22 protein-coding genes are annotated in these 26,374 nt (G+C 64.5%); 16 read left to right on the top strand and 6 right to left on the bottom strand.

The window, feature by feature from the left end; translation table 11 throughout:
- The first annotated feature begins 116 nt into the window (after window positions 1-116).
- The 5 genes from C4K40_RS27315 to C4K40_RS27295 all read left to right on the top strand — a co-directional run bounded on the left by C4K40_RS27315 (window position 117) and on the right by C4K40_RS27295 (window position 8,184).
- Window positions 117-2,816, top strand: coding sequence for a TonB-dependent receptor (locus tag C4K40_RS27315; RefSeq protein WP_053134713.1), 2,700 nt, complete (start codon window positions 117-119; stop codon window positions 2,814-2,816).
- A gap of 82 nt (window positions 2,817-2,898) precedes the next feature.
- Entirely contained in the window at window positions 2,899-3,513 is a 615-nt protein-coding gene (locus tag C4K40_RS27310) for a heme acquisition protein HasA (RefSeq protein ID WP_053134710.1), read from the top strand.
- 218 nt (window positions 3,514-3,731) lie between these two features.
- Window positions 3,732-5,516: a type I secretion system permease/ATPase gene (locus C4K40_RS27305; RefSeq protein ID WP_053134707.1), complete on the top strand. Its 1,785-nt coding sequence runs from the start codon at window positions 3,732-3,734 to the stop codon at window positions 5,514-5,516.
- The gene (locus tag C4K40_RS27300; protein WP_053134702.1) at window positions 5,513-6,853 is read left to right on the top strand and encodes an HlyD family type I secretion periplasmic adaptor subunit; all 1,341 of its coding nucleotides are present in this window, start codon (window positions 5,513-5,515) and stop codon (window positions 6,851-6,853) included. The genes C4K40_RS27305 and C4K40_RS27300 overlap by 4 nt, the downstream gene beginning before the upstream one ends.
- Window positions 6,850-8,184, top strand: a complete 1,335-nt coding sequence (locus C4K40_RS27295) for a TolC family outer membrane protein (protein WP_053134699.1) — start codon at window positions 6,850-6,852, stop codon at window positions 8,182-8,184. The genes C4K40_RS27300 and C4K40_RS27295 overlap by 4 nt, the downstream gene beginning before the upstream one ends.
- A gap of 189 nt (window positions 8,185-8,373) precedes the next feature.
- Here C4K40_RS27295 and trmA read toward each other — a convergent pair whose 3' ends face one another.
- Together trmA and C4K40_RS27285 are read right to left on the bottom strand one after the other, a co-directional pair.
- A complete protein-coding gene (gene trmA, locus C4K40_RS27290; RefSeq protein ID WP_053134696.1) occupies window positions 8,374-9,453 on the bottom strand; it encodes a tRNA (uridine(54)-C5)-methyltransferase TrmA in 1,080 nt (359 codons plus the stop codon).
- Complete coding sequence (locus C4K40_RS27285; RefSeq protein WP_022641131.1) at window positions 9,450-10,745, bottom strand: NCS2 family permease; 1,296 nt, start codon at window positions 10,743-10,745, stop codon at window positions 9,450-9,452. Before C4K40_RS27285 ends, trmA begins: the two co-directional genes overlap by 4 nt.
- A gap of 207 nt (window positions 10,746-10,952) precedes the next feature.
- Here C4K40_RS27285 and C4K40_RS27280 point away from each other — a divergent pair, with 207 nt between their 5' ends.
- A complete protein-coding gene (locus tag C4K40_RS27280) occupies window positions 10,953-11,402 on the top strand; it encodes a DUF4879 domain-containing protein (RefSeq protein WP_031320571.1) in 450 nt (149 codons plus the stop codon).
- A gap of 26 nt (window positions 11,403-11,428) precedes the next feature.
- On the opposite strand, the gene C4K40_RS27275 is transcribed toward C4K40_RS27280, so the two are convergent.
- On the bottom strand, window positions 11,429-12,673 hold the full coding sequence (locus tag C4K40_RS27275; RefSeq protein WP_031320570.1) for an MFS transporter: 1,245 nt from the start codon (window positions 12,671-12,673) through the stop codon (window positions 11,429-11,431).
- 513 nt (window positions 12,674-13,186) lie between these two features.
- On the opposite strand from C4K40_RS27275, the gene C4K40_RS27270 reads away from it, so the two are divergent.
- From C4K40_RS27270 to C4K40_RS27260, 3 genes are all read left to right on the top strand, one after another.
- A complete protein-coding gene (locus C4K40_RS27270) occupies window positions 13,187-14,617 on the top strand; it encodes a cytochrome ubiquinol oxidase subunit I (RefSeq protein WP_022641128.1) in 1,431 nt (476 codons plus the stop codon).
- Window positions 14,618-14,620: 3 nt separating this feature from the next.
- On the top strand, window positions 14,621-15,628 hold the full coding sequence (gene cydB / locus C4K40_RS27265) for a cytochrome d ubiquinol oxidase subunit II (RefSeq protein WP_022641127.1): 1,008 nt from the start codon (window positions 14,621-14,623) through the stop codon (window positions 15,626-15,628).
- Between the two features lie 91 nt (window positions 15,629-15,719).
- Window positions 15,720-15,887: a DUF2474 domain-containing protein gene (locus C4K40_RS27260; RefSeq protein WP_083456947.1), complete on the top strand. Its 168-nt coding sequence runs from the start codon at window positions 15,720-15,722 to the stop codon at window positions 15,885-15,887.
- 199 nt (window positions 15,888-16,086) lie between these two features.
- Here C4K40_RS27260 and C4K40_RS27255 read toward each other — a convergent pair whose 3' ends face one another.
- On the bottom strand, window positions 16,087-17,211 hold the full coding sequence (locus tag C4K40_RS27255; RefSeq protein ID WP_053134693.1) for a methyltransferase: 1,125 nt from the start codon (window positions 17,209-17,211) through the stop codon (window positions 16,087-16,089).
- Window positions 17,212-17,430: 219 nt separating this feature from the next.
- Here C4K40_RS27255 and C4K40_RS27250 point away from each other — a divergent pair, with 219 nt between their 5' ends.
- Window positions 17,431-18,207 (top strand): ferredoxin--NADP reductase, encoded by a 777-nt coding sequence (locus C4K40_RS27250; RefSeq protein ID WP_053134690.1) that lies wholly within the window; start codon window positions 17,431-17,433, stop codon window positions 18,205-18,207.
- Window positions 18,208-18,261: 54 nt separating this feature from the next.
- Here C4K40_RS27250 and mscL read toward each other — a convergent pair whose 3' ends face one another.
- Complete coding sequence (gene mscL / locus C4K40_RS27245) at window positions 18,262-18,675, bottom strand: large-conductance mechanosensitive channel protein MscL (protein ID WP_022641123.1); 414 nt, start codon at window positions 18,673-18,675, stop codon at window positions 18,262-18,264.
- 288 nt (window positions 18,676-18,963) lie between these two features.
- Here mscL and katB point away from each other — a divergent pair, with 288 nt between their 5' ends.
- The 4 genes from katB (at window position 18,964) to C4K40_RS27225 (ending at window position 23,408) form a co-directional block, all read left to right on the top strand.
- On the top strand, window positions 18,964-20,505 hold the full coding sequence (katB, locus tag C4K40_RS27240; RefSeq protein ID WP_053134687.1) for a catalase KatB: 1,542 nt from the start codon (window positions 18,964-18,966) through the stop codon (window positions 20,503-20,505).
- A 181-nt stretch (window positions 20,506-20,686) separates the two neighbouring features.
- A complete protein-coding gene (locus C4K40_RS27235) occupies window positions 20,687-21,235 on the top strand; it encodes an ankyrin repeat domain-containing protein (RefSeq protein WP_022641121.1) in 549 nt (182 codons plus the stop codon).
- 45 nt (window positions 21,236-21,280) lie between these two features.
- Window positions 21,281-22,648, top strand: coding sequence for a DNA repair protein RadA (gene radA, locus C4K40_RS27230; protein ID WP_022641120.1), 1,368 nt, complete (start codon window positions 21,281-21,283; stop codon window positions 22,646-22,648).
- 31 nt (window positions 22,649-22,679) lie between these two features.
- Window positions 22,680-23,408, top strand: a complete 729-nt coding sequence (locus C4K40_RS27225; RefSeq protein WP_053134684.1) for a hypothetical protein — start codon at window positions 22,680-22,682, stop codon at window positions 23,406-23,408.
- A 14-nt stretch (window positions 23,409-23,422) separates the two neighbouring features.
- On the opposite strand, the gene C4K40_RS27220 is transcribed toward C4K40_RS27225, so the two are convergent.
- A complete protein-coding gene (locus C4K40_RS27220) occupies window positions 23,423-23,791 on the bottom strand; it encodes a PilZ domain-containing protein (RefSeq protein ID WP_022641118.1) in 369 nt (122 codons plus the stop codon).
- 252 nt (window positions 23,792-24,043) lie between these two features.
- Here C4K40_RS27220 and C4K40_RS27215 point away from each other — a divergent pair, with 252 nt between their 5' ends.
- Together C4K40_RS27215 and C4K40_RS27210 are read left to right on the top strand one after the other, a co-directional pair.
- Complete coding sequence (locus tag C4K40_RS27215) at window positions 24,044-26,110, top strand: carbon starvation CstA family protein (protein ID WP_053134681.1); 2,067 nt, start codon at window positions 24,044-24,046, stop codon at window positions 26,108-26,110.
- A 16-nt stretch (window positions 26,111-26,126) separates the two neighbouring features.
- On the top strand, window positions 26,127-26,324 hold the full coding sequence (locus tag C4K40_RS27210; RefSeq protein ID WP_007937254.1) for a YbdD/YjiX family protein: 198 nt from the start codon (window positions 26,127-26,129) through the stop codon (window positions 26,322-26,324).
- The last annotated feature ends 50 nt before the right edge of the window (window positions 26,325-26,374 follow it).

Raw genomic sequence — 26,374 nt, 5'->3', positions numbered from 1 at the left:
TTCCAGCTTCTTGAAAAATAATCGGAAAAAACCTTACTGAGTTTTCCTGCCTGGCACGTCTAGCTAACTGAGATGCATTCGCATAAACAGAAATGGCCGACGCAGGAATGACGAACATGAGGTTGGGCAGTCGCACTGGAGTTCACATCGCAGGTCGTTTGGCCCTGGCCATCCACCTGGGTGTAGCAGGGCTGTTGGCGGGAAGTGGCTCGCTGTATGCGGCGCAACCCCTGGACGGCGCCGGGCAGCAAGCCGAACGGCGCAATGGCCTGGACTTCGACATTCCCGCCCAGGCCCTGGGTAGCGCCGTGCTGGCCTTTGCCGAGCAGGCCGGAGTGCAAGTGCTGTTCGACAGCCAGCGCCTGCATGGCCTGCAGAGTTCGTCGCTCAAGGGGCGCTACAGCGCCGAAGAGGGCCTGGCCCGCTTGCTCGGCACTGCCCCGGTGAAGTACCACTTCACCAGCGAACGGCAGGTGACCCTGAGCCGGGTGGATACCGAGCAGGGCGGCGCGCTGGCCCTGGCCCCCACCACGATCTCCGGCAATCTCGAAGCCCGCGAGCGGGACTGGACCTATACCGCGCCGCGCTCGGTGAGCCAGGTCACTCGCGAACAACTCGACCGCAACCCGCCACGCCATGCAGCCGACATGCTGGAGGAAACTTCCGGCGTGTACTCGGCGGTCAGCCAGCAGGACCCGGGCCTGTCGGTGAACATCCGGGGAATCCAGGACTACGGCCGGGTCAACATGGCGGTGGACGGCATGCGCCAGAACTACCAGCAAAGCGGTCACCAGCAGCGCAACGGCACCTTGTACATCGATCCGGAACTGCTGTCCGAGGTGGTGGTGGAAAAGGGCGCCACCTCTACCATGGGCGGTGCCGGGGTGATTGGCGGCATTGCCAACTTTCGCACCCTGGAGGCCCGCGACCTGATCAAGCCCGGGCAGGAAATCGGCGGGCGGATCCGCGCCACCACCGGCCTGGGCGGCAGGCGCAACGGTACCCACTTCATCGGCAGTTCCGCCTTCGCCATCGGCACCCAGGCTTGGGACATGCTGCTGGCCGCCAGCGAACGGCACCTGGGCGACTTCAATCCGGGTACCAAGGGCGGGATCGGGGAATTGCGCACCGGGAGCTGGATGGATCCGACGATCAATGATCGGGTGAAGCATTCCAAGGTGGCTTACTCAGGTTCGGTGATGCGCTCGCGCCTTGCCAAGCTGGGGCTCAACCTGCCGCAGGACCAGCGCCTGCAACTGAGCTACCTGACTACCCAGGTGTCCTACGAGGACGCCAACATGATGAATACCCAGAACAAGGACCGGCTCTGGGAGAAGCTCGGCGGCAGCGATGTGCGTTCGCAGAACTTCGCCCTCGACTACAGCTACGCCCCGGACAATCCGCTGATCGATTTCAAGGCCAAGCTCTACTACGTCGACAACCGCAACGACCAGAGCACCCTCAAGCGGGGGATCAGCCCCGGTTACTCGATCACCTACCAGACCGATACCTATGGCGTTCAGGCGCAGAACACCTCGACCTTCGCCCTGAGCGAGCTGTCCACGGTCAAGGCCAACTACGGCCTGGAGTTCTTCTACGACAAGGTTCGCCCGGACTCCAGCCAGCCGGTGCCCACGGGCTCGGCGGTCAATGCTTCGCCCGCAGCGAGCATGACCCCCGAGGGCGACCGGGCACTGGGCAGCCTGTTCACCCGCCTGGACTACGACTATGACGGCTGGCTGAACCTCAATGCCGGCGTGCGCTACGACCGTTATCGGCTGCGCGGCGAAACCGGGATCAACACCCGCACCTTCGTGATCGGCAAGACGCCCCAGCAGGTCACCGTACCCGTGGATTACGACATCGACAGGATGGAAGGGCGCTTCTCCCCGACCTTCGGCCTGTCGGTCAAGCCAGGGGTGGAGTGGCTGCAGTTGTTCGCCAGCTACGGCAAGGGCTGGCGCCCGCCGGCGGTGACCGAAACCATGATCACCGGTCGTCCCCATGGTGGCGGTTCGGAGAGCATGTATCCCAACCCGTTCCTCAAGCCCGAGCGCTCCAGCAGTTGGGAGGCGGGCTTTAACATCTTCAAGGAAAACCTCTGGGTCGATGAGGATCGCCTGGGGATCAAGGTCGCCTATTTCGATACCCGGGTCGAAGACTTCATCTACATGGCCATGGGGGTACAGCCCCCGGGTTATGGCATGGCCGGTATCGGCAATAGCGCCTATGTCAACGACCTGAGCGGCACGCGCTTCAGGGGCGTCGAATACCAGTTGGACTATGACACCGGCCGCGCCTACGGCCAGCTCAACTACACCCACATGATCGGCGACAACGAGTACTGCATGAAGACCGCATGGATGGGCGGCGTGACCCAGCCGGTGAAGAACGGTACCGGGCGCAAGGCGATCGTCACCGGCATGCGCCCCGACGATGCTGCCAACAACGCCACTCAATGCAAGGCCGCGATCCTCGGCTCCGCCGAACACATGCCCATGGATCGCGGCACCCTGACCCTGGGCGCGCGCTTTTTCGAGCGCAAGCTGGATGTCGGCGCCCGTGCTCGCTACAGCGCCGGGTACTCGGTCGGAGGTGGCGCGACTGTCAGCCAGTCCGGTGTCTATCCCGCCGACTGGAAGCCCTACACCGTTTACGACCTCTACGGCAGCTACCGGGTCACCGATGAGCTGACCTTGCGCCTGGCCATGGAGAACGTCACCGACCGCGCCTACCTGGTGCCCATGGGCGATGTGCTGGCCTTCACTCTTGGCCGTGGCCGGACCATGCAGGGCACCGTGGAATACCAGTTCTGACCGCTTTTGCCCAGTGAAGGGCAAAACCGCAGCAGGCATCAGCGTGCTGCGGACATGACCCACCCATGTATTGGAGTTTTGCATGAGCATTTCGATCTCTTACAGCGCTACCTACGGCGCTAACACTGTCGCCCAGTACCTGAACGACTGGTCGGCCTACTTCGGCGACGTCAACCATCGTCCAGGCCAGGTGGTCGACGGCACCAACACCGGTGGCTTCAATCCAGGTCCGTTCGACGGTACCCAGTACGCCATCAAGAGCACCGCCAGCGACGCGGCCTTCGTCGCCGATGGCAACCTGCACTACACCTTGTTCAACCAGCCGAGCCATACCCTGTGGGGTTCGCTGGATACCGTCTCCCTGGGTGACACCCTCACCGGTGGCTCGGGCAGCAATTACAGTCTGGTCAGCCAGGAGGTCAGCTTCAGCAACCTGGGCCTGAACAGCCTGAAGGACGAAGGCCGTGCGGGCGAAGTGCACAAGGTGGTGTACGGCCTGATGAGCGGCGACAGCTCGGCGCTGGCAGGAGAGATCGACGCACTGCTCAAGGCGATCGACCCGAGCCTCTCGGTGAACTCCACCTTCGACGACCTGGCCGCCGCCGGCGTCGCCCATGCCAATCCGGCACCGGCCGCCGCCGATGTGGGCCTGGTGGGCGTGCAAGACGTGGCCCAGGACTGGGCGCTGGTCGCCTGAGTGCAGGCTTGAGGCAAAAAAAAGCGAATGCAGAATCGCTCCTCCATTCGCTGGCTTGACTCACCGCCGCCGCCCGAGTTGTCGAAGGCCAGGGCGGCGGCGGTGGCAAATTCTGGGGAGCGCCGCGGTGCCTGTCAACGTGCCGGGCGCGCCTCCCACCGCTCCATCCTGCCTGGGTGGAGGGCTACCTATCCGTTAATTTTCCACAGGACATCTGGATGAGCAGGCCGAACTCACTTGCCGCTTCCGAGACGCTGGCGGCCCTGGCGGCCTACAAGAACGGTTTCTTCAACATCGGCCTGTTCTCGGCGGTGATCAACTTGCTGATGCTGGCCCCGGCCCTGTACATGCTGCAGGTCTATGACCGGGTCCTGGCCTCGGGCAACCAGATGACCCTGCTGATGCTGACCCTGATGATCCTCGGCCTGTTCGGCTTGATGGGGGCCCTGGAGTGGGTGCGCAGCCAACTGGTGATCCACCTCGGCACGCAGATGGACATGCGCCTGAACCAGCGGGTCTATGACGCCGCGTTCGAGGCCCAGCTCAAGGGCAGCCCGCAGGCGGCCGGCCAGGCGTTGAGCGACCTGACGGCGCTGCGCCAGTTCGCCACCGGCAATGCCTTGTTCGCCTTCTTCGATGCGCCGTGGTTCCCGGTGTACCTGCTGGTGATCTTCCTCTTTCATCCCTGGCTCGGGTTGCTGGCCCTGGGCGGTGCGGTGCTGCTGGTGGTGCTGGCCTGGATCAACCAGCACATCTGCCAGGCCCCCCTGGCCCAAGCCAGCCAGTTGTCCATCGCCACCAGCCAACAGGCCAGCGCCAACTTGCGCAACGCCGATGCGATCGAGGCCATGGGCATGCTGGGAGCCTTGCGTGCGCGCTGGTTCGTCGGTCACCAGGGTTTTCTCGCCCAGCAGAACCTGGCCAGTGAAAAGACCGCGGCCATCAGCGCCTGGTCCAAGGGCGTGCGCATGGCCTTGCAATCCCTGGTGCTGGGCCTGGGGGCGTGGCTGGCGGTAGAGGGCCAGATCACCCCGGGCATGATGATCGCCGGTTCGATCCTGATGGGCCGGGTGCTCAGTCCCATCGACCAACTGATCGCAGTCTGGAAGCAGTGGAGCTCGGCGCGCCTGGCCTATGAGCGCTTGTCGGAACTGTTGCAGGCCCACCCTTCGCGGCCGCTGCGCATGAGCTTGCCCCCGCCCAAGGGCGAGCTGAGCGTCGAGCAACTGAGTGCCTGTGCTCCTGGAAGCCGCCGGCCGGCCCTGGCCAACCTCGGTTTCAGCCTGGCGGCTGGCCAGGTCCTGGGGGTGATCGGGCCGTCCGGTTGCGGCAAGTCGACCCTGGCGCGGCTGCTGGTGGGGGCCTGGACGCCGCTGGCGGGCAAGGTGCGCCTCGATGGCGCGGACCTCGCCCAGTGGGACAAGCAGCAGTTGGGTCCGCATATCGGCTACCTGCCCCAGGACATCCAACTGTTCGCCGGCAGCATCGCCGAGAACATCGCGCGCTTCGGCCAGGTGGATTCGGAACAGGTGCTGCAAGCCGCGCAACTGGCCGGGGTGCATGGGTTGATCCTGCAATTGCCCCAGGGCTACGACACCCGGCTCGGGGAGGGCGGGGCCGGGCTGTCCGGCGGCCAGCGCCAGCGCATCGGCCTGGCCCGGGCCCTGTATGGCTTGCCGGCGCTGATCGTGCTCGACGAACCCAACTCCAACCTGGATGAGGCCGGCGAGCAGGCGTTGCTGCAGGCCATTGCCCAGCTCAAGCAGTTGCAGCGGACGCTGGTGCTGATCACTCACAAACCCAACGTGCTGAGCCTGACCGACCAACTGATGATCCTGCGTGAGGGCCAGTTGCAAGCCTTCGGGTCGACGGCGCGGGTACTGGAGGCCAGCACCAAGGTCAAGGCCGCGCCACCGCCGGCGGCGCCGGCGAGCAACCCGGTGGCCAGCTTGAACATGAATTACCGCCTGGGCGTGGCTGGAGCAGAAGGTAAAAAGGCATGAAGGCATCTTTATCCACAGGCGCCACCGAAGGGACCGCGGCCAGCAATGTGCTGGTCCTGGATGACCGGCGCTATTCCCGGCTCGGGTGGTTCCTGGTGCTGGCAGGGTTCGCCGGTTTTCTCGGCTGGGCCGCCTTGGCCCCGCTGGACAAGGGCGTGGCGGTATCGGGCAAGGTCATGGTCTCGGGGCATCGCAAGACGGTGCAGCACCAGGGCGGGGGGATCATCGAGCGGATCGAGGTCAAGGAGGGTCAACGGGTCAGTGCCGGGCAGGTGCTGCTGCGGCTCAACGAAACCCCGCTGCGCACCCAGGTACAGTCGCTGCGCAGCCAGTACCTCGGGTCCTTGGCCAGCGAGGCGCGACTCGACGCCGAACGCAACGGCGCACACGAAATCCTCTTCGATCCGCAGTTGCAGGCCCTGGCGCAAGAGCCGGACGTGGCAGCCAGCCTGGCGCTGCAACGGCAGCTGTTCGAGAGCCGGCGCCAGGCCTTGGCCATGGAGCAGCAGGGGATGGCCGAGACCATCGCCGGCTCCGAGGCGCAGTTGCGCGGGACCCGGGATTCCCAGGCCAGCAAGATCCAGCAGCGCCAGGCGCTGAACCAGCAACTGCAGGGGCTGCGGGAGTTGGCCCGGGACGGCTATATCCCGCGTAACCGCCTGCTGGACAGCGAGCGTTTATACGCCCAGGTCGAGGGCTCGATCGCCGAGGACTTCGGTCGCATCGGCCAGTTGCAGCGCCAGGTTCTCGAACTGCGCCTGCGCATCCGCCAGTCAGCCGAGGATTTCCAGAAAGACCTGCGCAGCCAGCTGGCCGAGACCCGTATCCGTACCGAGGATTTGCGCAACCGCCTGGCTGCCGCCGAGTTCGAACTGGCCAACAGCCAGGTGCGGGCCCCGGCCGCCGGGGTGGTGGTGGGCCTTGAGGTGTACACCGAGGGCGGGGTGATCAAGCCCGGCCAGCCGCTGATGGATATCGTGCCCCAGGACGAGCCCTTGCTGGTGGAAGCCCGGGTGCCGGTGCAACTGGTCGACAAGGTCCATCCGGGCCTGGCAGTGGAGTTGATGTTCCCGGCATTCAACCAGAGCACTACGCCGAGGGTGGCAGGGGAGGTGACTTTGGTCTCCGCCGATCGCCAGGTCGATGAGCGTACCGATGAGCCCTACTACAGCCTGCGGGCGATGGTCAGCCCCCAGGGCATGCAGCAGTTGCAAGGCTTGCAGATTCGCCCGGGCATGCCGGTGGAAGCCTTTGTCCGCACCGGTGAGCGCTCGATGCTCAACTACCTGTTCAAGCCGCTGCTGGACCGGACCCACATGGCGTTGGTGGAAGAATGATCCGGTGCCGCTACCTGTTGCTACTGTGCCTGCTGTTCGCTCCCGGTGCCCGGGCCTTGGGCCTGCTGGCAGCCTACGACCTGGCCTTGCGTAACGACCCGACCTTCCAGGCGGCGATCAAGGAGCGTGACGCCGGGGAGGAGAACCGCGCCATCGGGCGTGCCGGGCTGCTACCGAACCTGTCCTGGAGCTACAACAATTCGCGTAATCGCTCGCAGGTGACCCAGGAAACCCTGCGTGGCGATCTCACCAGCAATCGCGATTACCGCAGCTACGCCTCGACCCTGACCTTGCAGCAACCCTTGCTGGATTACGAAGCCTACGCACGGTTTCGCCAGGGCGCGGCCCAGGCGCTGTTCGCCGACGAGCGTTTTCGTAGCAAGAGCCAAGAACTGGCGGTGCGCCTGTTGGAGGCCTACAGCCAGGCCTTGCTGGCCCAGGAGCGCATCGAGCTGAGCCAGGCGCAGAAGCGGGCCTATGCCGAGCGCCTGCAACTCAACCAGCGGCTGCTCAAGGATGGCGAGGGCACTCGCACCGATGTGCTGGAGACCCAGGCCCGGCTGAGCCTGGCCCTGGCCGAAGAGATCGAGGCCCAGGACCAGCAGGATGCCGCCCTGCGTGAGTTGCAGGCGATAGTCGGGGAGCCGGTGCAGATCGACGAACTGGACCCGCTGACCCGGCAGTTCACGATCCAGCCATTGCAACCCAATCGCTTCGATAGCTGGCGGGACCTGGCCATGGCCAACAATCCGCTGCTGGCGTCCCAGCAACAGGCCCTGCGAGCCGCCGAATACGAGGTGGAGCGCAAGCGCGCCGGGCATCTGCCCAAGGTCAGCCTGTACGCCAGCAGCCGCCAGACCAGCTCCGACTCGGAGAGCTCCTACAACCAGAAATACGACACCAATACCATCGGCATCCAGGTCAGCCTGCCGCTGTTCGCCGGTGGTTCGGTGTCGGCCTCGACTCGTCAGGCGGCCAGCCAGTTGTCCCAGGCGCAGTACGAACTGGACGCCCAGACCGCCGCTACCCTCAACGAGTTGCGCAAGCAGTTCAACCTCAATACCAGTGCCGCAGCCAGGGTCCGGGCCTACGAGATGGCGGTGGACTCGGCCCAGGCACTGGTGGCCGCGACCCAGAAAAGCGTGCATGGCGGCGAGCGGGTCAACCTCGATGTGCTGGATGCCGAGCAGCAGCTGTTCGGCGCCCGCCGTGACCTGGCCGATGCCCGGCACGCCTATCTGCTGGCGCGTATCCAGCTCAAGTACCAGTCCGGACTGCTCAACGAGCAGGACCTTGCGCAACTGGCCGGCTACTTCCACCCGACCCTGTAGCCGCTGTCGAGCTTGCGAGGCTGCGACAAGGCCCGCAGGGCCTTCAACAATCGCGCCGCCCCACACCGCGGCCGTTGCGTGCCCTACGCAGCCTGCGGCAGCGGCTACCCGGAGCAGGCACGGGGCCATGAATGGCCGCCAGAAATGAAAACGGCCGTCACGAGGACGGCCGTTGCAGGGGGCAGCGGATCAGCGCCGGGTCAGCAGGACCCCGGATTCCATGTGGTGGGTCCAGGGGAACTGGTCGAACAGGGCGCAGCGCTCGATGCGGTGAGTGTCGTGCAACTGGGCGATGTTGGCCGCCAGGGTTTCCGGGTTGCAGGAGATGTACAGGATGTTGTCGAAGCGTCGGGTCAGTTCGCAGGTGTCCGGGTCCATGCCGGCCCGTGGCGGGTCGACGAACACGCTGCCGAACTCGTAGCTCTTCAGGTCCACGCCTTGCAGGCGACGGAACGGCCGTACTTCATTGAGCGCTTCGGTCAACTCCTCGGCGGACAGGCGCACCAGGGTGACGTTGTCCACGGCGTTTTCGCTGAGGTTGCTCAGGGCGGCGTTGACCGAGGTCTTGCTGATCTCGGTGGCCAGCACCTTGCGCACCCGGGTGGCCAGGGGCAGGGTGAAGTTGCCGTTGCCGCAGTACAGCTCCAGCAGGTCGTCCTGGCGTTCGCCAAGGGCGGCATAGGCCCAGTCGAGCATCTTCTGGTTCACCGTGCCGTTGGGCTGGGTGAAGGCGCCTTCAGGCTGGCGGTAGCTGAAGCTGCGACCGCCCACTTCCAGGCGTTCCACCACGTAGTCCTGGCCGATCACTTCACGCTTGCCCTTGGAGCGGCCGATCACGCTGACTTTCAGCTCGGCGGCCAACTGGCTCGCGGCCTGGTGCCAGTGCTCGTCCAGCGGGCGGTGGTAGCACAGGGTGATCATCGCATCGCCGGCCAGGGTGGTGAGGAACTCCACCTGGAACAGCTTGTGGCTCAGGGCGTGGCTGGCTTGCCAGGCGGTCTTGAGCTGCGGCATCAACTGGTTGATGCGCTGGCTGGCGATGGGGAACTGCTCGATGAGGATCGGCGTGCGCTTGTCCTCCTGGGAGAACATCGCGTAGTGGCGCTCGCCGGCTTCGCGCCACAGGCGGAACTCGGCGCGCAGGCGGAAGTTCTGCAGCGGCGAATCGAAGACCTGGGGCTCGGGCGCGTCGAAGGGCGCCAGCAGGCCACGCAGGCGCGTGACCTTTTCCTGCAACTGGGTGCTGTAGCTTGCGGCGTCGAAAGTCATGCGCTGAACCAACCCAGCTTGGCCACGAACAGGATCGACAGGATCACCAGCGGGGCGTTGAGCTCACGGGCGCGGCCGGTCAGCAGCTTGATCGCGGTCCAGGCAATGAAGCCGAAGGCGATGCCGTTGGCGATGGAGTAGGTGAACGGCATGGCCAGGGCGGTGACCACTACCGGAGCGGCGACGGTGATGTCGTCCCAGTCGATTTCCGCCAGGCCCGAGGTCATCAGCACGGCGACGAACAGCAGCGCCGGTGCGGTGGCAAACGCTGGAACGCTGGCTGCCAGCGGCGAGAAGAACAGAGCCAGCAGGAACATGATCGCCACCACGATGGCGGTCAGGCCGGTGCGCCCGCCGGCGCTCACGCCCGCTGCGGATTCGATGTAGCTGGTGGTGGTGGAAGTGCCCAGCAGGGAGCCGGCCATGGCCGCGGTGCTGTCGGCGATCAGGGCCCGGCCCATCTTCGGCATGTGGCCGTCCTTGCCCATCAGGCCGGCGCGCTTGGCCACGCCGATCAGGGTGCCGGAGTTGTCGAACAGGTCGACGAACAGGAAGGCGAAGATCACGCTCACCAGGCCGATGTCCAGGGCGCCCTTGATGTCCAGCTGCAGGAAGGTCGGGGCCAGGGACGGTGGCATCGAGGTCACGCCGCCGAATGGAGTGACGCCCAGCAGGATGGAGACGACAGTCACCGAGAGGATGCCGATCAGCACCGCACCGCGGACCTTCAGGGCCTCCAGGGCGACGATCATGGCAAAGCCCAGGGTGGCGAGGATCGGTGCAGGTTTCTTCAAGTCGCCCAGGCCGACCATGGTGGCCTGGTTGCTGACCACGATCCCGGCGTTGTGCAGGGCGATCAGCGCCAGGAACAGGCCGATACCGGCGGCGATGGCCGAGCGCAGGGGCAGGGGGATGCTGTTGATGATCCATTCGCGGATCTTGAAGATCGACAGCAGGAAGAACAGCACCGCCGAGATGAACACTGCACCCAGCGCCACTTGCCAGGTATGGCCCATGTGCAGGACCACGGTATAGGTGAAGAAGGCGTTCAGGCCCATGCCTGGTGCCAGGGCGATCGGGTAGTTGGCGATCAGGCCCATGACGGTGGAGCCGATGGCCGCCGCCAGGCAGGTGGCGACGAACACCGCGCCTTTGTCCATGCCGGTCTCGCCGAGGATGCTCGGGTTGACGAAAAGAATGTAGGCCATGGCCAGGAAGGTGGTAACGCCCGCAAGTATCTCGGTGCGCACGTTGGTGTTGTGTGCCTTGAGTTGAAACAGCCTTTCCAGCATGTCTGCTCCCCGTGGCGCCGCCGGGCGCCGTGAATGTATCGACTCCAACAGCAAAGCACAGACTGCCTGATGCGCCTGTGGATTTGCCTTGGGTCGGGAAAAGCCGCGCATCATACCAGCAGCGTGGGTCAATGGCTGCGATCGTCGTCGATGTTTTGCCGGGCGGGCAAGTAGCGCATACTGCGCCCTGATTTCGAGGGGGGATTTATGCGCAGTACAGTGAAAAAGACCGCCTTGGCGCTGCTGGGAACCGCGGCCTGCTGGTTCGCCGCCTCGGCCACGGCCGGTTCTGCCGCGCCCTTGAGCCAGGTGGAAATCCTCAAGGTGCTGTCGTCGTCCTGCGGGCTGGAGGATGTCTCCGACGGTCGTGAGCGGACCCAGTGCGACCACAGCGGGCCGGGCATCAAGGTTTATGTGCTGGAGATCGGCTACGGCCGCGAGCCCTACGTGACCCTGGACGGCTTCGAGGTCGATGGCACCCGGACCCCGGTATGCGAAGACGGCTCCAGCTACGAACCCTGCGCCCCTGGCGGGATCACCGCCGGCTACCTCTATATCTTCGACCTGGCCGACAAGAAGGAAGGCACCTTCCGCTTCAGCAACACTTCGATCAATGCGCCGGGCAACAGCATGAGCGCAGAAATCTACATCAAGTAGGCCGCCGGCGGTCCCGGTTCGGCCAGCTAGCCAGCCCGGGTTTGCTCCATTTGTGGTTCGTGCATCCGGTCACGCTGGGCCAGGGTCGGGAACAGCTTGATCCAGGTCCCGGTCACCAGCAGCGTGCCGACTCCGCCCAGCACCACCGCCGGCACCGTGCCGAACCAGTGGGCAGTGAGCCCGGATTCGAACTCCCCCAGTTGATTCGAGGCGCCGATGAACAGGCCGTTCACCGCGCTGACCCGGCCGCGCATCTCATCCGGGGTTTCCAGCTGCACGAAGGAGGCGCGGATCACCATGCTGATCATGTCCGCCGCCCCCAGCACCACCAGCACGGCCAGGGAGAACCAGAACGAGGTGGACAGGCCGAAGGCGATGGTCGCCACGCCGAACACCCCGACGGCGGTGAACATCACCCGCCCGACCTTGCGCTCGACGCTGAAGCGCGCCAGCCACAGCGACATCAGCAGGGCGCCCACTGCTGGCGCCGAGCGCAGCAGGCCCAGGCCCCAGGGGCCGGTGAGCAGGATGTCCTTGGCGAATACCGGCAACAGCGCGGTGGCGCCGCCGAGCAGTACGGCGAACAGGTCCAGGGAGATGGCGCCGAGGATGTCCGGGCGGCTGCGGATGAAGCGGATGCCCGCCAGCAGCGAGTCCAGGGTGGCCTTGCCCTTGTTCAGGGCGGCCTGGCGGGCTGGCAGGTTGAGCATCAGCAGGCAGGCGATCAGGTACAGCACCACGGTCGGACCGTAGACCCAGACACTGCCGAAGGCGTAGAGCAAGCCGCCCAGGGCCGGGGCGACGATGGTCGCCGATTGCTGGGCCGACTGGGCCGCGGCCACCGCCCGGGGAAACAGTGCGGCGGGCACGATGCTCGGCAGCAGGGCCTGGGTGGTGGGCATCTCGAAGGAACGCGCGGCCCCGAGCAGGAACGCCAGGATGAAGATCAGCTCCCGGCTGACGCTGTCGGTCAGGCTGCCTATGGCCAGGGACAGGGCGATCAAGGCTTGCAGCGACTGACAGATGGCGGCCACGCGGCGCCGGTCGTAGCGGTCGGCCACATGTCCGGTATGCAGCATGAACAGCACCCGTGGGGCGAACTCCACCAGCCCCACCAGGCCCAGGTCCAGGACGTTGCCGGTCAGTTGATAGAGGTTCCAGCCAATGGCCACCGTGAGCATCTGGAAACCGCTGGCGGTGAAGATCCGGGCTATCCAGAAGGCGATGAACGGGCGGTGGTGGCGGAGCAGCAAGGGTTCTGGGCTGGGCATCGGCAGGTAGATCTGAGCGGGGAGGGGGACGAGGTTATCACCAAGATGTAACCAATGGTTGCGGTCCAGGAAAAATCGTTAGCCGCGCATCTATCTCGTTTCTGGCTCCTTTTTTCGATGCGAGGCCCTGTCGCCGCGACCGCAGGTCCCCGGCTGATCGGTCGGTCGCCGAAGGCCCTGGGGGCCTTGTCGCAGCTTCGCGGGCTCAGCAGCGGCTACAGGTTCGATGTGGGCTGGAGAAGCGCTGGGAAACCCCGGTTTTGACAAGGTGAGGCAAGCTGTCACGCGGCAAATAACCACAGAGTTGCCCGGCAAATTTAGGACTACTCTTTTAACGTTGATTGATCCAGATCAAGGCCTATTTCGAGGATTGGTGTGGTGGCCGCAAGGCCAGGATCCCTGCGTAGCGATGGTTTAAAAGAACGAATCCGAATTCGCCGCACTCCATATCCGTGGGGGCAGTGGGTGCAGGCCTCTGGCCGGCAGCCGGTATTACCTGACAGAGGAAAGCTTATGTTCGGTTTAGAGGCTCTTGATCTCGCCCGAATCCAGTTCGCATTCACCATCTCGTTCCACATCCTGTTCCCGGCGATCACCATCGGCCTGGCGAGCTACCTGGCGGTACTCGAGGGCCTGTGGCTCAAGACCCACGACGATACCTACCGCGATCTCTACCACTTCTGGTCGAAGATCTTCGCCGTCAACTTCGGCATGGGCGTGGTGTCCGGCCTGGTGATGGCCTATCAGTTCGGCACCAACTGGAGCCGGTTCTCCGACTTCGCCGGTTCGGTCACCGGCCCGTTGCTGACCTACGAGGTGCTCACCGCATTCTTCCTCGAGGCCGGTTTCCTCGGGGTGATGCTGTTCGGCTGGAACAAGGTCGGGCGCAAGCTGCACTTCTTCTCCACGGTGATGGTGGCCATCGGTACCCTGATCTCGACCTTCTGGATCCTCTCGTCCAACAGCTGGATGCAGACTCCTCAGGGCTATGAAATCGTCAACGGCCAGGTGATCCCGGTGGATTGGCTGGCAGTGATCTTCAACCCGTCCTTCCCCTATCGCCTGGCGCACATGGCGGTAGCCGCGTTCGTGGCCACGGCGTTCTTCGTCGGCTCGTCGGCGGCCTGGCACCTGCTGCGCGGGCGGGACAACCCGGCGATCCGGCGCATGCTTTCCATGGCCATGTGGATGGCCCTGATCGTGGCCCCGGTACAGGCAGTGATCGGTGACTTCCACGGTCTCAACACCCTCAAGCACCAGCCGGCGAAGATCGCCGCCATCGAAGGCCACTGGGAGAACGTCGGTAACGAGCCGACTCCGCTGATCCTCTTCGGCTGGCCGGACATGAAGGCCGAGAAAACCAAGTTCGCCGTGGAAATCCCCTACCTGGGTAGCCTGATCCTCACCCACTCCCTGGACAAGCAGGTGCCGGCGCTCAAGGAGTTCCCGCCCGAGGACCGGCCCAACTCGACCATCGTCTTCTGGTCGTTCCGGATCATGGTCGGCCTGGGCATGCTGATGATCTTCACCGGCCTGTGGAGCCTCTGGCTGCGCAAGCGGGACAGCCTCTACACCTCGCGGCCGTTCCTGTACCTGGCGTTGTGGATGGGGCCGTCCGGGCTGATCGCGATCCTCGCGGGCTGGTTCACCACCGAGATCGGTCGCCAGCCCTGGGTGGTCTACGGCCTGATGCGCACCGCCGATGCTTCTTCCGGGCATAGCCTGGTGCAGATGAGCATCACCCTGGCGTTGTTCGTGGTGGTGTACTTCGCGCTGTTCGGCGTGGGCATCGGCTACATGATGCGCCTGGTGCGCAAGGGACCGGTGACCAACGAAGGCGCCGAGACCAGCCATGGTGGCCCCGGCCGCAAACGCACGCCGGCCCGTCCGCTTTCCGCGGCCGACGATGACGACCACAGCACCAGCCTGAACAAGGGGAATTGAGTCATGGGTATCGATCTTCCGCTGCTCTGGGCCGTGATTATCATCTTCGGCATCATGATGTACGTGGTCATGGACGGGTTCGACCTGGGGATCGGGATTCTCTTCCCGTTCGTCAAGGACAGCCGCGACCGTGACGTAATGATGAACACCGTCGCCCCGGTCTGGGACGGCAACGAGACCTGGCTGGTACTGGGCGGGGCGGCGCTGTTCGGCGCCTTCCCGCTGGCCTACTCGGTGGTGCTTTCGGCGCTGTACATGCCGCTGATCCTGATGCTGGTGGGGCTGATCTTCCGTGGCGTGGCCTTCGAGTTCCGCTTTAAGGCCAAGGAAGCCAAGCGCCATATCTGGGACAAGGCCTTCATCGGCGGTTCCGCTGCGGCCACCTTCTTCCAGGGCGTGGCCCTGGGGGCCTTCATCGATGGCCTGCCGGTGGTCAACCGCCAGTTCGCCGGCGGCTCGATGGACTGGCTGACGCCCTTCACGCTGTTCTGCGGCCTGGCACTGGTGGTGGCCTATGCCTTGCTCGGTTGCACCTGGCTGATCATGAAGACCGAAGGCAAGCTGCAGTTGCAGATGCATGACCTGGCGCGGCCCCTGGCCTTCGTCCTGCTGGCGGTGATCGGCGTGGTCAGTATCTGGACGCCCCTGGCCCATGCCGAGATCGCCGCGCGCTGGTTCACCCTGCCGAACCTGTTCTGGTTCCTGCCAGTGCCGATCCTGGTGCTGGTGACCCTGTACGGACTGCTCCGGGCCGTGGCGCGCAACGCTCACTACACGCCGTTCCTTTTGACCCTGGTACTGATCTTTCTCGGCTACAGCGGCCTGGGCATCAGCCTGTGGCCGAACATCGTGCCGCCGTCGATCTCCATCTGGGATGCCGCCGCACCGCCGCAGAGCCAGGGCTTCATGCTGGTGGGCACCTTGTTCATCATTCCGTTCATCCTGGGATACACCTTCTGGAGCTACTACGTGTTCCGCGGCAAGGTCACCCATGAGGACGGCTACCACTAGTCAGGCCTCGCTCCTCGAGAGGAGCGCAGCCTGCTCGCGACGGCGCCCTTGCAGGCGCCATCGCCCCCCCTTGCGAAAGGAGCATTCGATGATGGCTGGTAAACATTCATTGCAGGAAATCGAGCAGGCGGAAAAGAAGCCGCTCTGGCAGCGCCTGGGCTGGCTGGCCATGATCTGGGGCGGTAGCGTCCTGGCCCTGTTCCTGGTGGCCAGCCTGATGCGCATGTTCATGAACGCCGCGGGCCTGACCACGCACTGATCTTCATCACCGCTCATCCCATCCCGTGTCGTGCGGCGCGGTTTACAACCCTCCATTGGAGGGTTTTTTTTGACCTGGGCTTGCTACGTCTTTTCTTTGCAGGTGCAGCCGTTGGGCTTGTGATGAGCGACAACGCGGTACTTGGCATTTCGCGGGGGACTCACCGCGAGCAAGCTTGCGCCTACGGGGCAGGGTGGGGTTACTTGCGGGCCTTGAGGATGACGAACTTGGGCGTCGCCGCCACCTGCTCAACACCGCGGAACAGGCGGGCCAGCTTGCTGTGATAACCCAGGTGGCGGTTGCCGACGATATACAGCGCACCGCCCACCACCAGGGTTTCCCGGGCCTGCTGGAACATGCGCCAGGCGAGGAAGTCGCCCACCACCTGCTGCTGGTGGAACGGTGGGTTGCACAGCACCACGTCCAGGGATTGCGGCTCCTGGCCGGCCAGGCCGTCGCCGGGGCGGATCACGGCTTCGCGCTCGCCAAGCAGCGCCTGCCAGTTTTCCCGGGCCGACTGCACCGCCATGAACGACTCGTCCACCAGGGTGTAGCAGGCCTGTGGATTGTCCAGGGCGCTGGCGATGGCCAGGATACCGTTGCCGCAGCCCAGGTCCGCGACCCGGGCATTGCCGAGGTTCTGCGGCAGGTGCGGGAGGAAGGCGCGGGTACCGATATCCAGGCCTTCGCGGCAGAACACGTTGGCGTGGTTGAGCAGCTCGACAGCAGGCTTGTCCAGGCGATAGCGGGTCGGGTAGGGCGAGGCCAACGGCGGCCTGGCCTCGGCGGTGGCGATCAGCAGGCGGGCTTTCTTCACCGCCAGCGACGCCTGGACCGGGCCGATGTAGCGCTCCAGCAGGTCGCCGGCGGCTCGGGGCAGATGCTTGACCATGGCCGCGGCCACCACTTGGGCCCCGGGAGCCAGCTGGCCTTGCAGGCGGATCAGTTGCTCCTCCAGCAGGGCCAGGGTTTTGGGGACACGGACCAGCACCCGGTCGAAGGGACCCACCAGTGGTTCGCTGGCCGGCAGCACCTGCACGGCATCGAAGGGCAGGCCATTGCGTGCCAGGTTCTTTTCCAGGGCCAGGGCGCCGAGGTAGGAGTCGCCGCTGCTGGTGACCCGGACCTTGCCCTGCAGGCTCGCGGCCAGGGCCCCGAAGCTGTCGTTGAGCACCAGGACCCGGGTCTCGCTGCCCGGTTGCTGTTCGGCCAGGTGGCTGAGCAGGTACTCGTCCGCGGCGTCGAAGGCTTGCAGCGGCTCGTTCTGCTGTTCGGGCTGGCGGATCAGGTCGAGCTGGGCGAAGGGGCTGGCAAGCAGGGGCATGGGCGGACTCTAGGTAATAGGTGGGCCTGTTGGCGCGGGACCGTGGCGGACAGGAGCCTTGGGGCAGCGCTGTTGCAACGCGCGGGCGGGCTTGTGCAAATGCGGCGATTTTACGTTTTTTCGCCGGGGATTGCCCGCCGTCTATGCCACTACAAACCACCGGTGTTTGTGCACGACGCTTTGCGGGACACTAGGAACATCGGTTTTGTGGAGTTCGTCATGACTGCCAGTGAAGAAAAGTACACCCGCCAGACCCTGCTCGATGTCCAGCCGCTGACCCCCAGCCTGTTCACCCTGCGCACCACCCGGGACCCGGGCTTTCGCTTCCGTTCCGGCCAGTTCGCCCGCCTCGGGGTGACCCGGGCCGACGGCAGTACGGTGTGGCGTGCCTATTCCATGGTGTCTTCGCCGTTCGACGAGTTCCTCGAGTTCTTTTCCATCGTCGTGCCCGACGGCGAGTTCACCAGCGAGTTGAGCCGCCTGCGTGAAGGCGACAGCCTGCTGGTGGATCGCCAGGCCTTCGGTTACCTGACCCTGGACCGTTTCGTCGATGGGCGCGACCTCTGGTTGTTATCCACAGGTACCGGCATTGCGCCATTTCTGTCGATCCTCCAGGACTTCGAGGTGTGGGAGAGATTCGAGCGCATCATCCTGGTCTACAGCGTGCGCGAGGCCAGGGAACTGGCCTACCAGCAATTGCTCGCCGAGTTGCCCCAGCGTGAATACCTGGCCGAAGTTGCCCACAAGCTGCAGTTCATCAGCACCGTTACCCGCGAACAGCATCCGGGCAGCCTCAACGGGCGCATTACCCAGCTGATCGAGAACGGTGAGTTGGAGCGTGCGGCGGGTTTGGAACTGAGTCCTGAACATTCCCGGGTGATGCTCTGCGGCAACCCACAGATGATCGACGACACCCGGGCCCTGCTCAAGCAGCGGGGCCTGAACCTGAGTCTGAGCCGACGCCCGGGACAGGTTGCAGTGGAAACCTATTGGTAGGGGAAAAGCCCCGTGGCCGCTGCTTCGCGCGGCCACGGGTCGCTACGGCGTGCCTCAGGACTTGTCGTTCTGGGCCTTGAGCAGGTCACGGATCTCGGTCAGCAGCACTTCTTCCTTGGTCGGAACCGGCGGCTCCGCTGGTGCCACGGCTTCTTCGCGCTTGAGACGGTTGATCACCTTCACGCCCATGAAGATGGCGAAGGCGATGATGATGAAGTCGATGATGCTCTGGATGAACTTGCCATAGGCCAGGACCACCGCTGGCGTGTCGCCCACGGCCGCCTTGAGGGTGATGGCCAGGTCGGCGAAATCCACGCCGCCGATCAGCATGCCGATTGGCGGCATGACTACGTCACCGACGAAAGACGAGACGATCTTGCCGAATGCGGCGCCGATGATGATACCGACGGCCATGTCGACCACATTACCTTTGACCGCGAAGGCCTTGAACTCACTTAACACGCCCATAGGTTATTTCCTTGTTGCAGATGAGGTTGGTTAAAGCAGTGTAAGTCAGCAAAAAGCATTTTGCCGACTCAACTTTCTACAGCTCGCGGCGTATGACCGATATATCGGCGAAGAGTTTAATCAAAGTGCCATCATTTTTCGCGCGCGATATACCTCGTCATTGCCGCTATAACCACAACATTCTGTCAATCAAGCGCTTGCGGGCTTTCTATTTAGCTTTCAAATGTTTAGCCACTAGCCTCTAGCAGGCGTATCGAGATACGCCTTATATAACTAGAGGAATCCGACATGACTGTTTCCATTGGCCTGGGGAGTCTTTCCCCGCGCGGCGTACTGGGCGTGCTTGCCGCCAGTATGCTGTCCCTTTCCGTACAGGCCGCCACACTGACCCGCGACAACGGCGCGGCGGTAGGCGACAACCAGAACTCGCAGACCGCAGGCGCCACTGGACCGGTGTTGCTGCAGGATGTGCAACTGATCCAGAAGCTCCAGCGTTTCGACCGCGAGCGTATTCCAGAGCGGGTGGTGCATGCGCGCGGCACCGGCGCCTACGGCACCTTCACCGTCACCGACAACCTTACCGACCTGACCCGGGCCAAGGTTTTCGCCGCTGGCGAGGTGACCCCGGTATTCGTGCGTTTCTCGGCGGTGGTGCATGGCAACCATTCCCCGGAAACCCTGCGCGATCCACGGGGTTTTGCGACCAAGTTCTACACCGCGGACGGCAATTGGGACCTGGTGGGCAACAACTTCCCGACCTTTTTCATCCGTGACGCCATCAAGTTCCCGGACATGGTCCATGCCTTCAAGCCCGACCCGCGTACCAACCTGGACGATGATTCGCGGCGTTTCGATTTCTTCTCCCATGTTCCCGAAGCCACCCGCACTTTGACCGAGCTGTATTCCAACTCCGGGACCCCGGCCAGTTATCGGGAAATGGACGGGAATGGCGTGCACGCCTACAAGTTGATCAACGCCAAGGGCGAAGTGCACTACGTGAAGTTCCACTGGAAGAGTTTGCAGGGTGTGAAGAATCTCGATCCGCAACAAGTGGTCGAGGTCCAGGGGCGCGATTACAGCCATATGACCCATGATTTGGTATCCCACATTAATAAAGGGGACTTTCCCAAGTGGGACTTGTATGTCCAGGTATTGAAGCCCGAAGACCTGGCCAAGTTCGAGTTCGACCCGCTGGATGCCACCAAGATCTGGCCCGGCATTCCCGAGCGCAAGGTCGGGCAGATGGTGTTGAACCGCAATCCGGGCAATGTCTTCCAGGAAACCGAGCAGGTGGCCATGGCTCCGGCCAACCTTGTGCCGGGTATCGAGCCCTCCGAGGACCGCCTGCTGCAAGGCCGGGTGTTCTCCTATGCCGACACCCAGATGTACCGCCTGGGGGCCAACGCCCTGCAACTGCCGATCAATGCGCCGAAAGTTGCGGTGAGCAATGGCAACCAGGACGGCGCTATGAACCTGGGGCACACCCAGAGCGGGGTCAACTACCAGCCGAGCCGGCTTGAGCCACGCGAGGAGCCCGCGGCGGCGCGCTACAGCCAGCTGGTGCTGGCGGGCAGCACCCAGCAGGCGAAGATCCAGCGTGAGCAGAACTTCAAGCAGGCCGGCGACCTGTACCGCTCCTACAGCAAGAAGGAGCGCCAGGACCTGATCGAGAGCTTCGGCCAGTCCCTGGCCGACACTGACGACCAGAGCAAGCACATCATGCTGTCGTTCCTCTACAAGGCCGACCCCGAGTACGGCGCTGGCGTGGCCAAGGTGGCCAAGGGCGACCTGGCCCGGGTCAAGGCCCTGGCCGCCAAACTGGCGGATTGACCTCGACCCGCGTCACGCTCTCGGGCGTGACGCACCTTTCTTTGTAGGAGCGAGGCTTGCCCGCGATGGGCCGCACAGCGGCCCCAATACCGATTCTGCCTGGAGCCCTGTTTCCCGGGCTGGAGGCATCGGTGGCAAGCCTCGCGCTTACGGAGTTTCTTGAAACAAGGGGAGTCGCACCATGCGCCTGTTCATTTCACTGCTGCTGGCCGTCTGCTCCCTGGGGGCTTATGCGGAGCAAGCGGGCGTTGCCGACCCGGTTGCGGTCAAGGCCCAGCTGGCCAACTACTATTTCGATGCCGCCCGCCGCGGCGATATCGAGATCCTCGACACCTTCATCGAGGCCGGCTACGCCCTCGATACCCGCGACGAAAAGGGCTATACCGCGCTGATCCTGGCCGCCTATCACGGCCACGGGGCGGCGGTGGAGCACCTGCTGGCCGCCGGCGCCAATGCTTGCGCCCAGGATGAGCGCGGTAATACCGCGTTGATGGGGGCGATCTTCAAGGGCGAGGTACGGATAGCCCGGCGCCTGATGGCGGCCGATTGCAGCCCTGACCAGCGCAATGCCGCTGGCCAGACTGCGGCCATGTACGCCGGCCTGTTCAAGCGTACCGAGTTGCTCCAGGCCCTGGCGGCCAAGGGCGCCGATCTTGAGGCCGAGGACCCGCTGGGCAATAGCGCCACGCGCCTGGCCAGCGGGCAGATCCGCACCGCCGCGCCGCGCTGATCGGCGCCAGCTGAGCTATCATCGCGGTTTTTGCCGGGGGTTCAGATGGCCAAGGCCAAGCGCATGTACGGCTGCACCGAGTGCGGCTCCACCTTTCCCAAATGGGCCGGGCAATGCGGTGAATGCGGCGCCTGGAACACCCTGGTCGAGACCATGATCGAAAGCGGCGGTGCCGCGGCGCCCGCCGGGCGTACCGGCTGGGCCGGGCAGCAGGCGCAGATCAAGACCCTGGCCGAGGTCAGCGTCGAGGAGATCCCGCGTTTCTCCACCGCTTCCGGCGAGCTCGACCGGGTGCTCGGCGGCGGCCTGGTGGACGGCTCGGTGGTGCTGATCGGCGGTGATCCGGGGATCGGCAAGTCGACCATCCTGCTGCAGACCTTGTGCAACATCGCCACGCGTATGCCGGCGTTGTACGTCACCGGCGAGGAGTCCCAGCAACAGGTAGCGATGCGCGCCCGTCGCCTGGGCCTGCCCCAGGACCAACTGCGGGTAATGACCGAGACCTGTATCGAGACCATCATCGCCACGGCCCGGGTAGAGAAGCCCAAGGTCATGGTGATCGACTCCATCCAGACCATCTTCACCGAACAACTGCAATCGGCCCCAGGCGGTGTGTCCCAGGTTCGCGAGAGCGCCGCCTTGCTGGTGCGCTACGCCAAGCAGAGCGGCACGGCGATCTTCCTGGTCGGCCACGTGACCAAGGAAGGCGCCCTGGCCGGCCCGCGGGTACTGGAGCACATGGTGGACACCGTGCTGTATTTCGAGGGGGAGTCCGATGGTCGCCTGCGCCTGCTACGGGCGGTGAAGAATCGCTTCGGCGCGGTCAACGAGCTTGGCGTGTTCGGCATGACCGACCGTGGGCTGAAGGAGGTCTCCAACCCGTCGGCGATCTTCCTCACCCGGGCCCAGGAGGAAGTGCCGGGCAGCGTGGTCATGGCCACCTGGGAAGGCACCCGGCCGATGCTGGTGGAGGTCCAGGCGCTGGTGGATGACAGCCACCTGGCCAACCCGCGCCGGGTCACCCTGGGCCTGGATCAGAACCGCTTGTCCATGCTGCTGGCGGTCCTGCACCGCCACGGCGGCATCCCGACCCACGACCAGGATGTGTTCCTCAACGTGGTGGGTGGGGTCAAGGTGCTGGAGACCGCCTCCGACCTGGCGTTGATGGCGGCGGTGATGTCGAGCCTGCGCAACCGGCCGTTGCCCCATGACCTGCTGGTGTTCGGCGAGGTTGGCCTGTCCGGCGAGGTGCGCCCGGTGCCCAGTGGCCAGGAACGCTTGAAGGAAGCGGCCAAGCATGGCTTCAAGCGGGCCATCGTGCCCAAGGGCAACGCGCCGAAGGAGCCGCCGGCAGGGCTGAAGATCATCGCCGTGACCCGCCTGGAGCAGGCACTGGATGCACTTTTCGAATAACTCGGGCTGTTACTGAAGGGACGCACACGACATGGGCATGACAAACATGAAGGACTGGTTGCTGGGGATCGGCTTGCTCTGTGGCTGCAGCCTGGCCCTGGCGCAGCAGGCCGAGGCGCCGCCGGGCTACTGGATCGCGCAACAACTGCCGGTGGGGGATGGCACGACGCTGCAGGTGCTGGAAGACCAACGCATCACCCGGGAGGTCCATGACGAAAACTGGGGCAGCGGCATGGACGCGGACAATCTACCAGAGGCCGCGGACGGCCAGCCGGCGGAGCCGTTGGAAGCCCAGGCGCGCCTGGTCTCGGACAGTGGCCAGGTGCTGGCGCAGCGGGCCCTGGGTTATCCCCTGGCCAATGTGAAGAAGGCCCCGCTCAGCGGCCTGCCATCGCCGACCTTCTTTTTGTCCATCGACCAGACCGCCCCCCTGGGCAGCTACAGCGGTCCGCTCACCGAGGTGCTGGTGCCGGCGCAGAACCGCCTGGACCCGGTGCCATGCCAGGACGAGAGCGGCGAGAAACGGCCGCTGATGTTCAGCCATACCGGCAAGGCGGCCTGGCAGATAGTGCCCGCCAGCGGGGGCGGGACCGAAACCATCCAGCAGGTGTCTTCGGCCTCGACCATGGTGGACGATGAGTTCATCACCACCTATCGCACCTTCCGTTATGTCGATGGACAGTGGACGGCGGTTTCCCGACAACAGCCGGGCTACTGGGACATGGAGCACGATTTCCCCGAGCCCGCGCTGTTTCCCTGACTCGCTGCGGCAGGTCAGATATCGATCAGCGCGCCCAGCTCCCGCTCCAGCTCCTCGGGGTCGCCCAGGTTCAGCTCGATCAGGCGCCGCAGGTGCTCGATGGACTCCAGGCCGATATGCAGGCAGACGAAACCCAGCTGGCCGTTGTTGTCATGGGCCAATTGCACATCCATGCGCACGTCGGCGTCCTGGCCCAGGTGGATATCGGCTTCGAAGGGGCGTTTGGGATCTCCCAGCCAGGGGGCGGGGCGCTCGATCAGCAAGCCCTTGAGGGACAGGTCCAGCAGTTGCACCGGCCAGCGGTGGGTGCCCTGGCTGAGTTCGGTCTTGGCATCGAAGGCGATACGTTTGAAGCGTCGGCGGTCGTCGTGTTGCTCGCTCATGGACTGGCCCTCTGCGTGGTGCACTGACTATAGACCCCGGCACCGGCCCGCCGCTACAACCCATGTCGCGCCTTGCGAAGCAGTCGCCGTAAGCGCTGCCCGGGAGACATTCGCCGCCAGTGCGAAGCAGGCCCGCGAAGCTGCCCCGGTGCGGGAAAGAATGCTCTAGACCAACGTGGGGGCTGGCCTTTGGGTGGAGTAGCGCTACACTCGCAAGCGCTATCTTTCTGTCCACCTGGCTGGAATATAAAAATGAAAAACAATAATAGCCCGCTACGCCACCTGCCCTGGCTGGTGCTGGCAATCGTAGGAGCATGCGCCCTTGGCGTAGTTGCATTGCGTCGAGGGGAGGCGATCAACGCCTTGTGGATCGTGGTCGCGGCAGTGGCCATCTACCTGGTGGCGTACCGGTACTACAGCCTGTTCATCGCCAACAACGTGATGCAGCTGGATTCGACCCGCGCCACCCCCGCCGTACTCAACAATGACGGTCTGGACTATGTGCCGACCAACAAGCACATCCTGTTCGGCCACCACTTCGCGGCCATCGCTGGCGCAGGTCCCCTGGTGGGCCCGGTCCTGGCGGCGCAGATGGGCTACCTGCCCGGTACCCTGTGGCTGATCGCCGGCGTGGTCCTGGCCGGCGCGGTACAGGACTTCATGGTGCTGTTCCTGTCCACCCGGCGTAACGGCCGCTCCCTGGGCGACATGGTCCGCGAGGAGATGGGGCGCATTCCCGGGACCATCGCCCTGTTCGGCTGCTTCCTGATCATGATCATCATCCTCGCGGTGCTGGCGCTGATCGTGGTCAAGGCCCTGGCCGAGAGCCCATGGGGCATCTTCACGGTGATGGCGACCATCCCGATCGCGGTGTTCATGGGCGTGTACATGCGCTACATCCGCCCGGGCCGCATCGGCGAGATCTCGCTGATCGGCGTGATCCTGCTGCTCGCTTCCATCTGGCTGGGTGGCCAGGTGGCGGCCGATCCAGTCTGGAGCAAGATGTTCACCTTCACCGGCGTGCAGATCACCTGGATGCTGATCGGCTACGGTTTCGTCGCTGCGGTGCTGCCGGTCTGGCTGATCCTGGCGCCACGGGACTACCTGTCGACCTTCCTCAAGATCGGCACCATCATCGCCCTGGCGATCGGCATCCTGATCACCATGCCCGAACTGAAGATGCCGGCCCTGACCCAGTTCACCGACGGCACCGGCCCGGTGTGGAAAGGCGGCCTGTTCCCGTTCCTGTTCATCACCATCGCCTGTGGCGCGGTATCCGGCTTCCATGCGCTGATCTCCTCGGGGACCACGCCCAAGCTGCTGGATAACGAAACCAACGCTCGCTACATCGGCTACGGCGGCATGCTCATGGAGTCCTTCGTGGCGATCATGGCCATGGTCGCGGCCTCGGTGATCGAGCCTGGCGTGTACTTCGCCATGAACAGCCCGGCGGCCATCGTCGGTGGTGACGTGGTCGCGGTCGCCCAGACCGTCAGCAGCTGGGGCTTCGTCATCAGCCCCGAGCAACTGCAGGCAGTGGCCAAGGACATCGGCGAGAACACCATCCTGGCCCGTGCCGGTGGTGCGCCGACCCTGGCGGTGGGGATCGCGCAGATCCTCCATCACGTGCTGCCGGGCGAGAACACCATGGCGTTCTGGTACCACTTCGCGATCCTGTTCGAAGCGCTGTTCATCCTTACCGCAGTGGATGCCGGTACCCGGGCCGGGCGCTTCATGCTCCAGGACCTGCTGGGCTCCTTCGTTCCCGCGCTCAAGCGCACCGAATCCTGGGGCGCCAACCTGATCGCCACCGCCGGTTGCGTGGCCCTCTGGGGCTACCTGCTGTACCAGGGCGTGATCGATCCGCTGGGTGGCATCAACACCCTGTGGCCGCTGTTCGGCATCTCCAACCAGATGCTGGCCGGTATCGCCCTGATGCTCGGCACCGTGATCCTGATCAAGATGAAGCGCCAGCGCTACATCTGGGTCACCCTGCTGCCGGCTGTGTGGCTGCTGATCTGCACCACCACCGCGGGCTTCATCAAGCTGTTCGACGCCAACCCGGCGATCGGCTTCCTGTCCCTGGCCAAGAAGTACAGCGATGCCCTGGCCAACGGCCAGATCCTCGCCCCGGCCAAGGACATCACGCAGATGCAGCACGTGATCTTCAACGCCTATACCAACGCGGCCCTGACCGGCCTGTTCCTGCTGGTGGTATTCAGTGTCCTGTTCTACGCGCTCAAGGTCGGCGTCGCCGCCTGGGGCAGCAAGGAGCGCACGGACAAGGAATCGCCATACCAAGCGGTACCGGACGCCTGACCCGAGGATTGCAACGATGTTCAATGACCTGAGTCGCCTCGGTAAATACCTCGGTCAGGCCGCGCGCCTGATGGTCGGCATGCCCGACTACGACAACTATGTCGAACACATGCAAACCAAGCACCCGGACAAGCCGGTGATGTCTTACGAGGCGTTCTTCCGGGAGCGCCAGGAGGCACGCTACGGCGGCAAGGGCGGTCCGAAGTGCTGTTGAGGCACTGCGTTTAGGCAATACCCCGGCAGGAGCCGGCGGGCCCGACGATG

The organism is Pseudomonas sp. CMR5c (assembly GCF_003850545.1).
Lineage (GTDB): Bacteria > Pseudomonadota > Gammaproteobacteria > Pseudomonadales > Pseudomonadaceae > Aquipseudomonas > Aquipseudomonas piscis.
This window is presented reverse-complemented; position numbering and strand designations above follow the sequence as displayed.

Bases quoted from the DNA above. Each gene is read 5' to 3' on its own strand.
- C4K40_RS27315 (WP_053134713.1), top strand. From the start codon at position 117: ATGAGGTTGGGCAGTCGCACTGGAGTTCACATCGCAGGTCGTTTGGCC.
- C4K40_RS27310 (WP_053134710.1), top strand. From the start codon at position 2,899: ATGAGCATTTCGATCTCTTACAGCGCTACCTACGGCGCTAACACTGTC.
- C4K40_RS27305 (WP_053134707.1), top strand. From the start codon at position 3,732: ATGAGCAGGCCGAACTCACTTGCCGCTTCCGAGACGCTGGCGGCCCTG.
- C4K40_RS27300 (WP_053134702.1), top strand. From the start codon at position 5,513: ATGAAGGCATCTTTATCCACAGGCGCCACCGAAGGGACCGCGGCCAGC.
- C4K40_RS27295 (WP_053134699.1), top strand. From the start codon at position 6,850: ATGATCCGGTGCCGCTACCTGTTGCTACTGTGCCTGCTGTTCGCTCCC.
- trmA (WP_053134696.1), bottom strand. From the start codon at position 9,453: ATGACTTTCGACGCCGCAAGCTACAGCACCCAGTTGCAGGAAAAGGTC.
- C4K40_RS27285 (WP_022641131.1), bottom strand. From the start codon at position 10,745: ATGCTGGAAAGGCTGTTTCAACTCAAGGCACACAACACCAACGTGCGC.
- C4K40_RS27280 (WP_031320571.1), top strand. From the start codon at position 10,953: ATGCGCAGTACAGTGAAAAAGACCGCCTTGGCGCTGCTGGGAACCGCG.
- C4K40_RS27275 (WP_031320570.1), bottom strand. From the start codon at position 12,673: ATGCCCAGCCCAGAACCCTTGCTGCTCCGCCACCACCGCCCGTTCATC.
- C4K40_RS27270 (WP_022641128.1), top strand. From the start codon at position 13,187: ATGTTCGGTTTAGAGGCTCTTGATCTCGCCCGAATCCAGTTCGCATTC.
- cydB (WP_022641127.1), top strand. From the start codon at position 14,621: ATGGGTATCGATCTTCCGCTGCTCTGGGCCGTGATTATCATCTTCGGC.
- C4K40_RS27260 (WP_083456947.1), top strand. From the start codon at position 15,720: ATGGCTGGTAAACATTCATTGCAGGAAATCGAGCAGGCGGAAAAGAAG.
- C4K40_RS27255 (WP_053134693.1), bottom strand. From the start codon at position 17,211: ATGCCCCTGCTTGCCAGCCCCTTCGCCCAGCTCGACCTGATCCGCCAG.
- C4K40_RS27250 (WP_053134690.1), top strand. From the start codon at position 17,431: ATGACTGCCAGTGAAGAAAAGTACACCCGCCAGACCCTGCTCGATGTC.
- mscL (WP_022641123.1), bottom strand. From the start codon at position 18,675: ATGGGCGTGTTAAGTGAGTTCAAGGCCTTCGCGGTCAAAGGTAATGTG.
- katB (WP_053134687.1), top strand. From the start codon at position 18,964: ATGACTGTTTCCATTGGCCTGGGGAGTCTTTCCCCGCGCGGCGTACTG.
- C4K40_RS27235 (WP_022641121.1), top strand. From the start codon at position 20,687: ATGCGCCTGTTCATTTCACTGCTGCTGGCCGTCTGCTCCCTGGGGGCT.
- radA (WP_022641120.1), top strand. From the start codon at position 21,281: ATGGCCAAGGCCAAGCGCATGTACGGCTGCACCGAGTGCGGCTCCACC.
- C4K40_RS27225 (WP_053134684.1), top strand. From the start codon at position 22,680: ATGGGCATGACAAACATGAAGGACTGGTTGCTGGGGATCGGCTTGCTC.
- C4K40_RS27220 (WP_022641118.1), bottom strand. From the start codon at position 23,791: ATGAGCGAGCAACACGACGACCGCCGACGCTTCAAACGTATCGCCTTC.
- C4K40_RS27215 (WP_053134681.1), top strand. From the start codon at position 24,044: ATGAAAAACAATAATAGCCCGCTACGCCACCTGCCCTGGCTGGTGCTG.
- C4K40_RS27210 (WP_007937254.1), top strand. From the start codon at position 26,127: ATGTTCAATGACCTGAGTCGCCTCGGTAAATACCTCGGTCAGGCCGCG.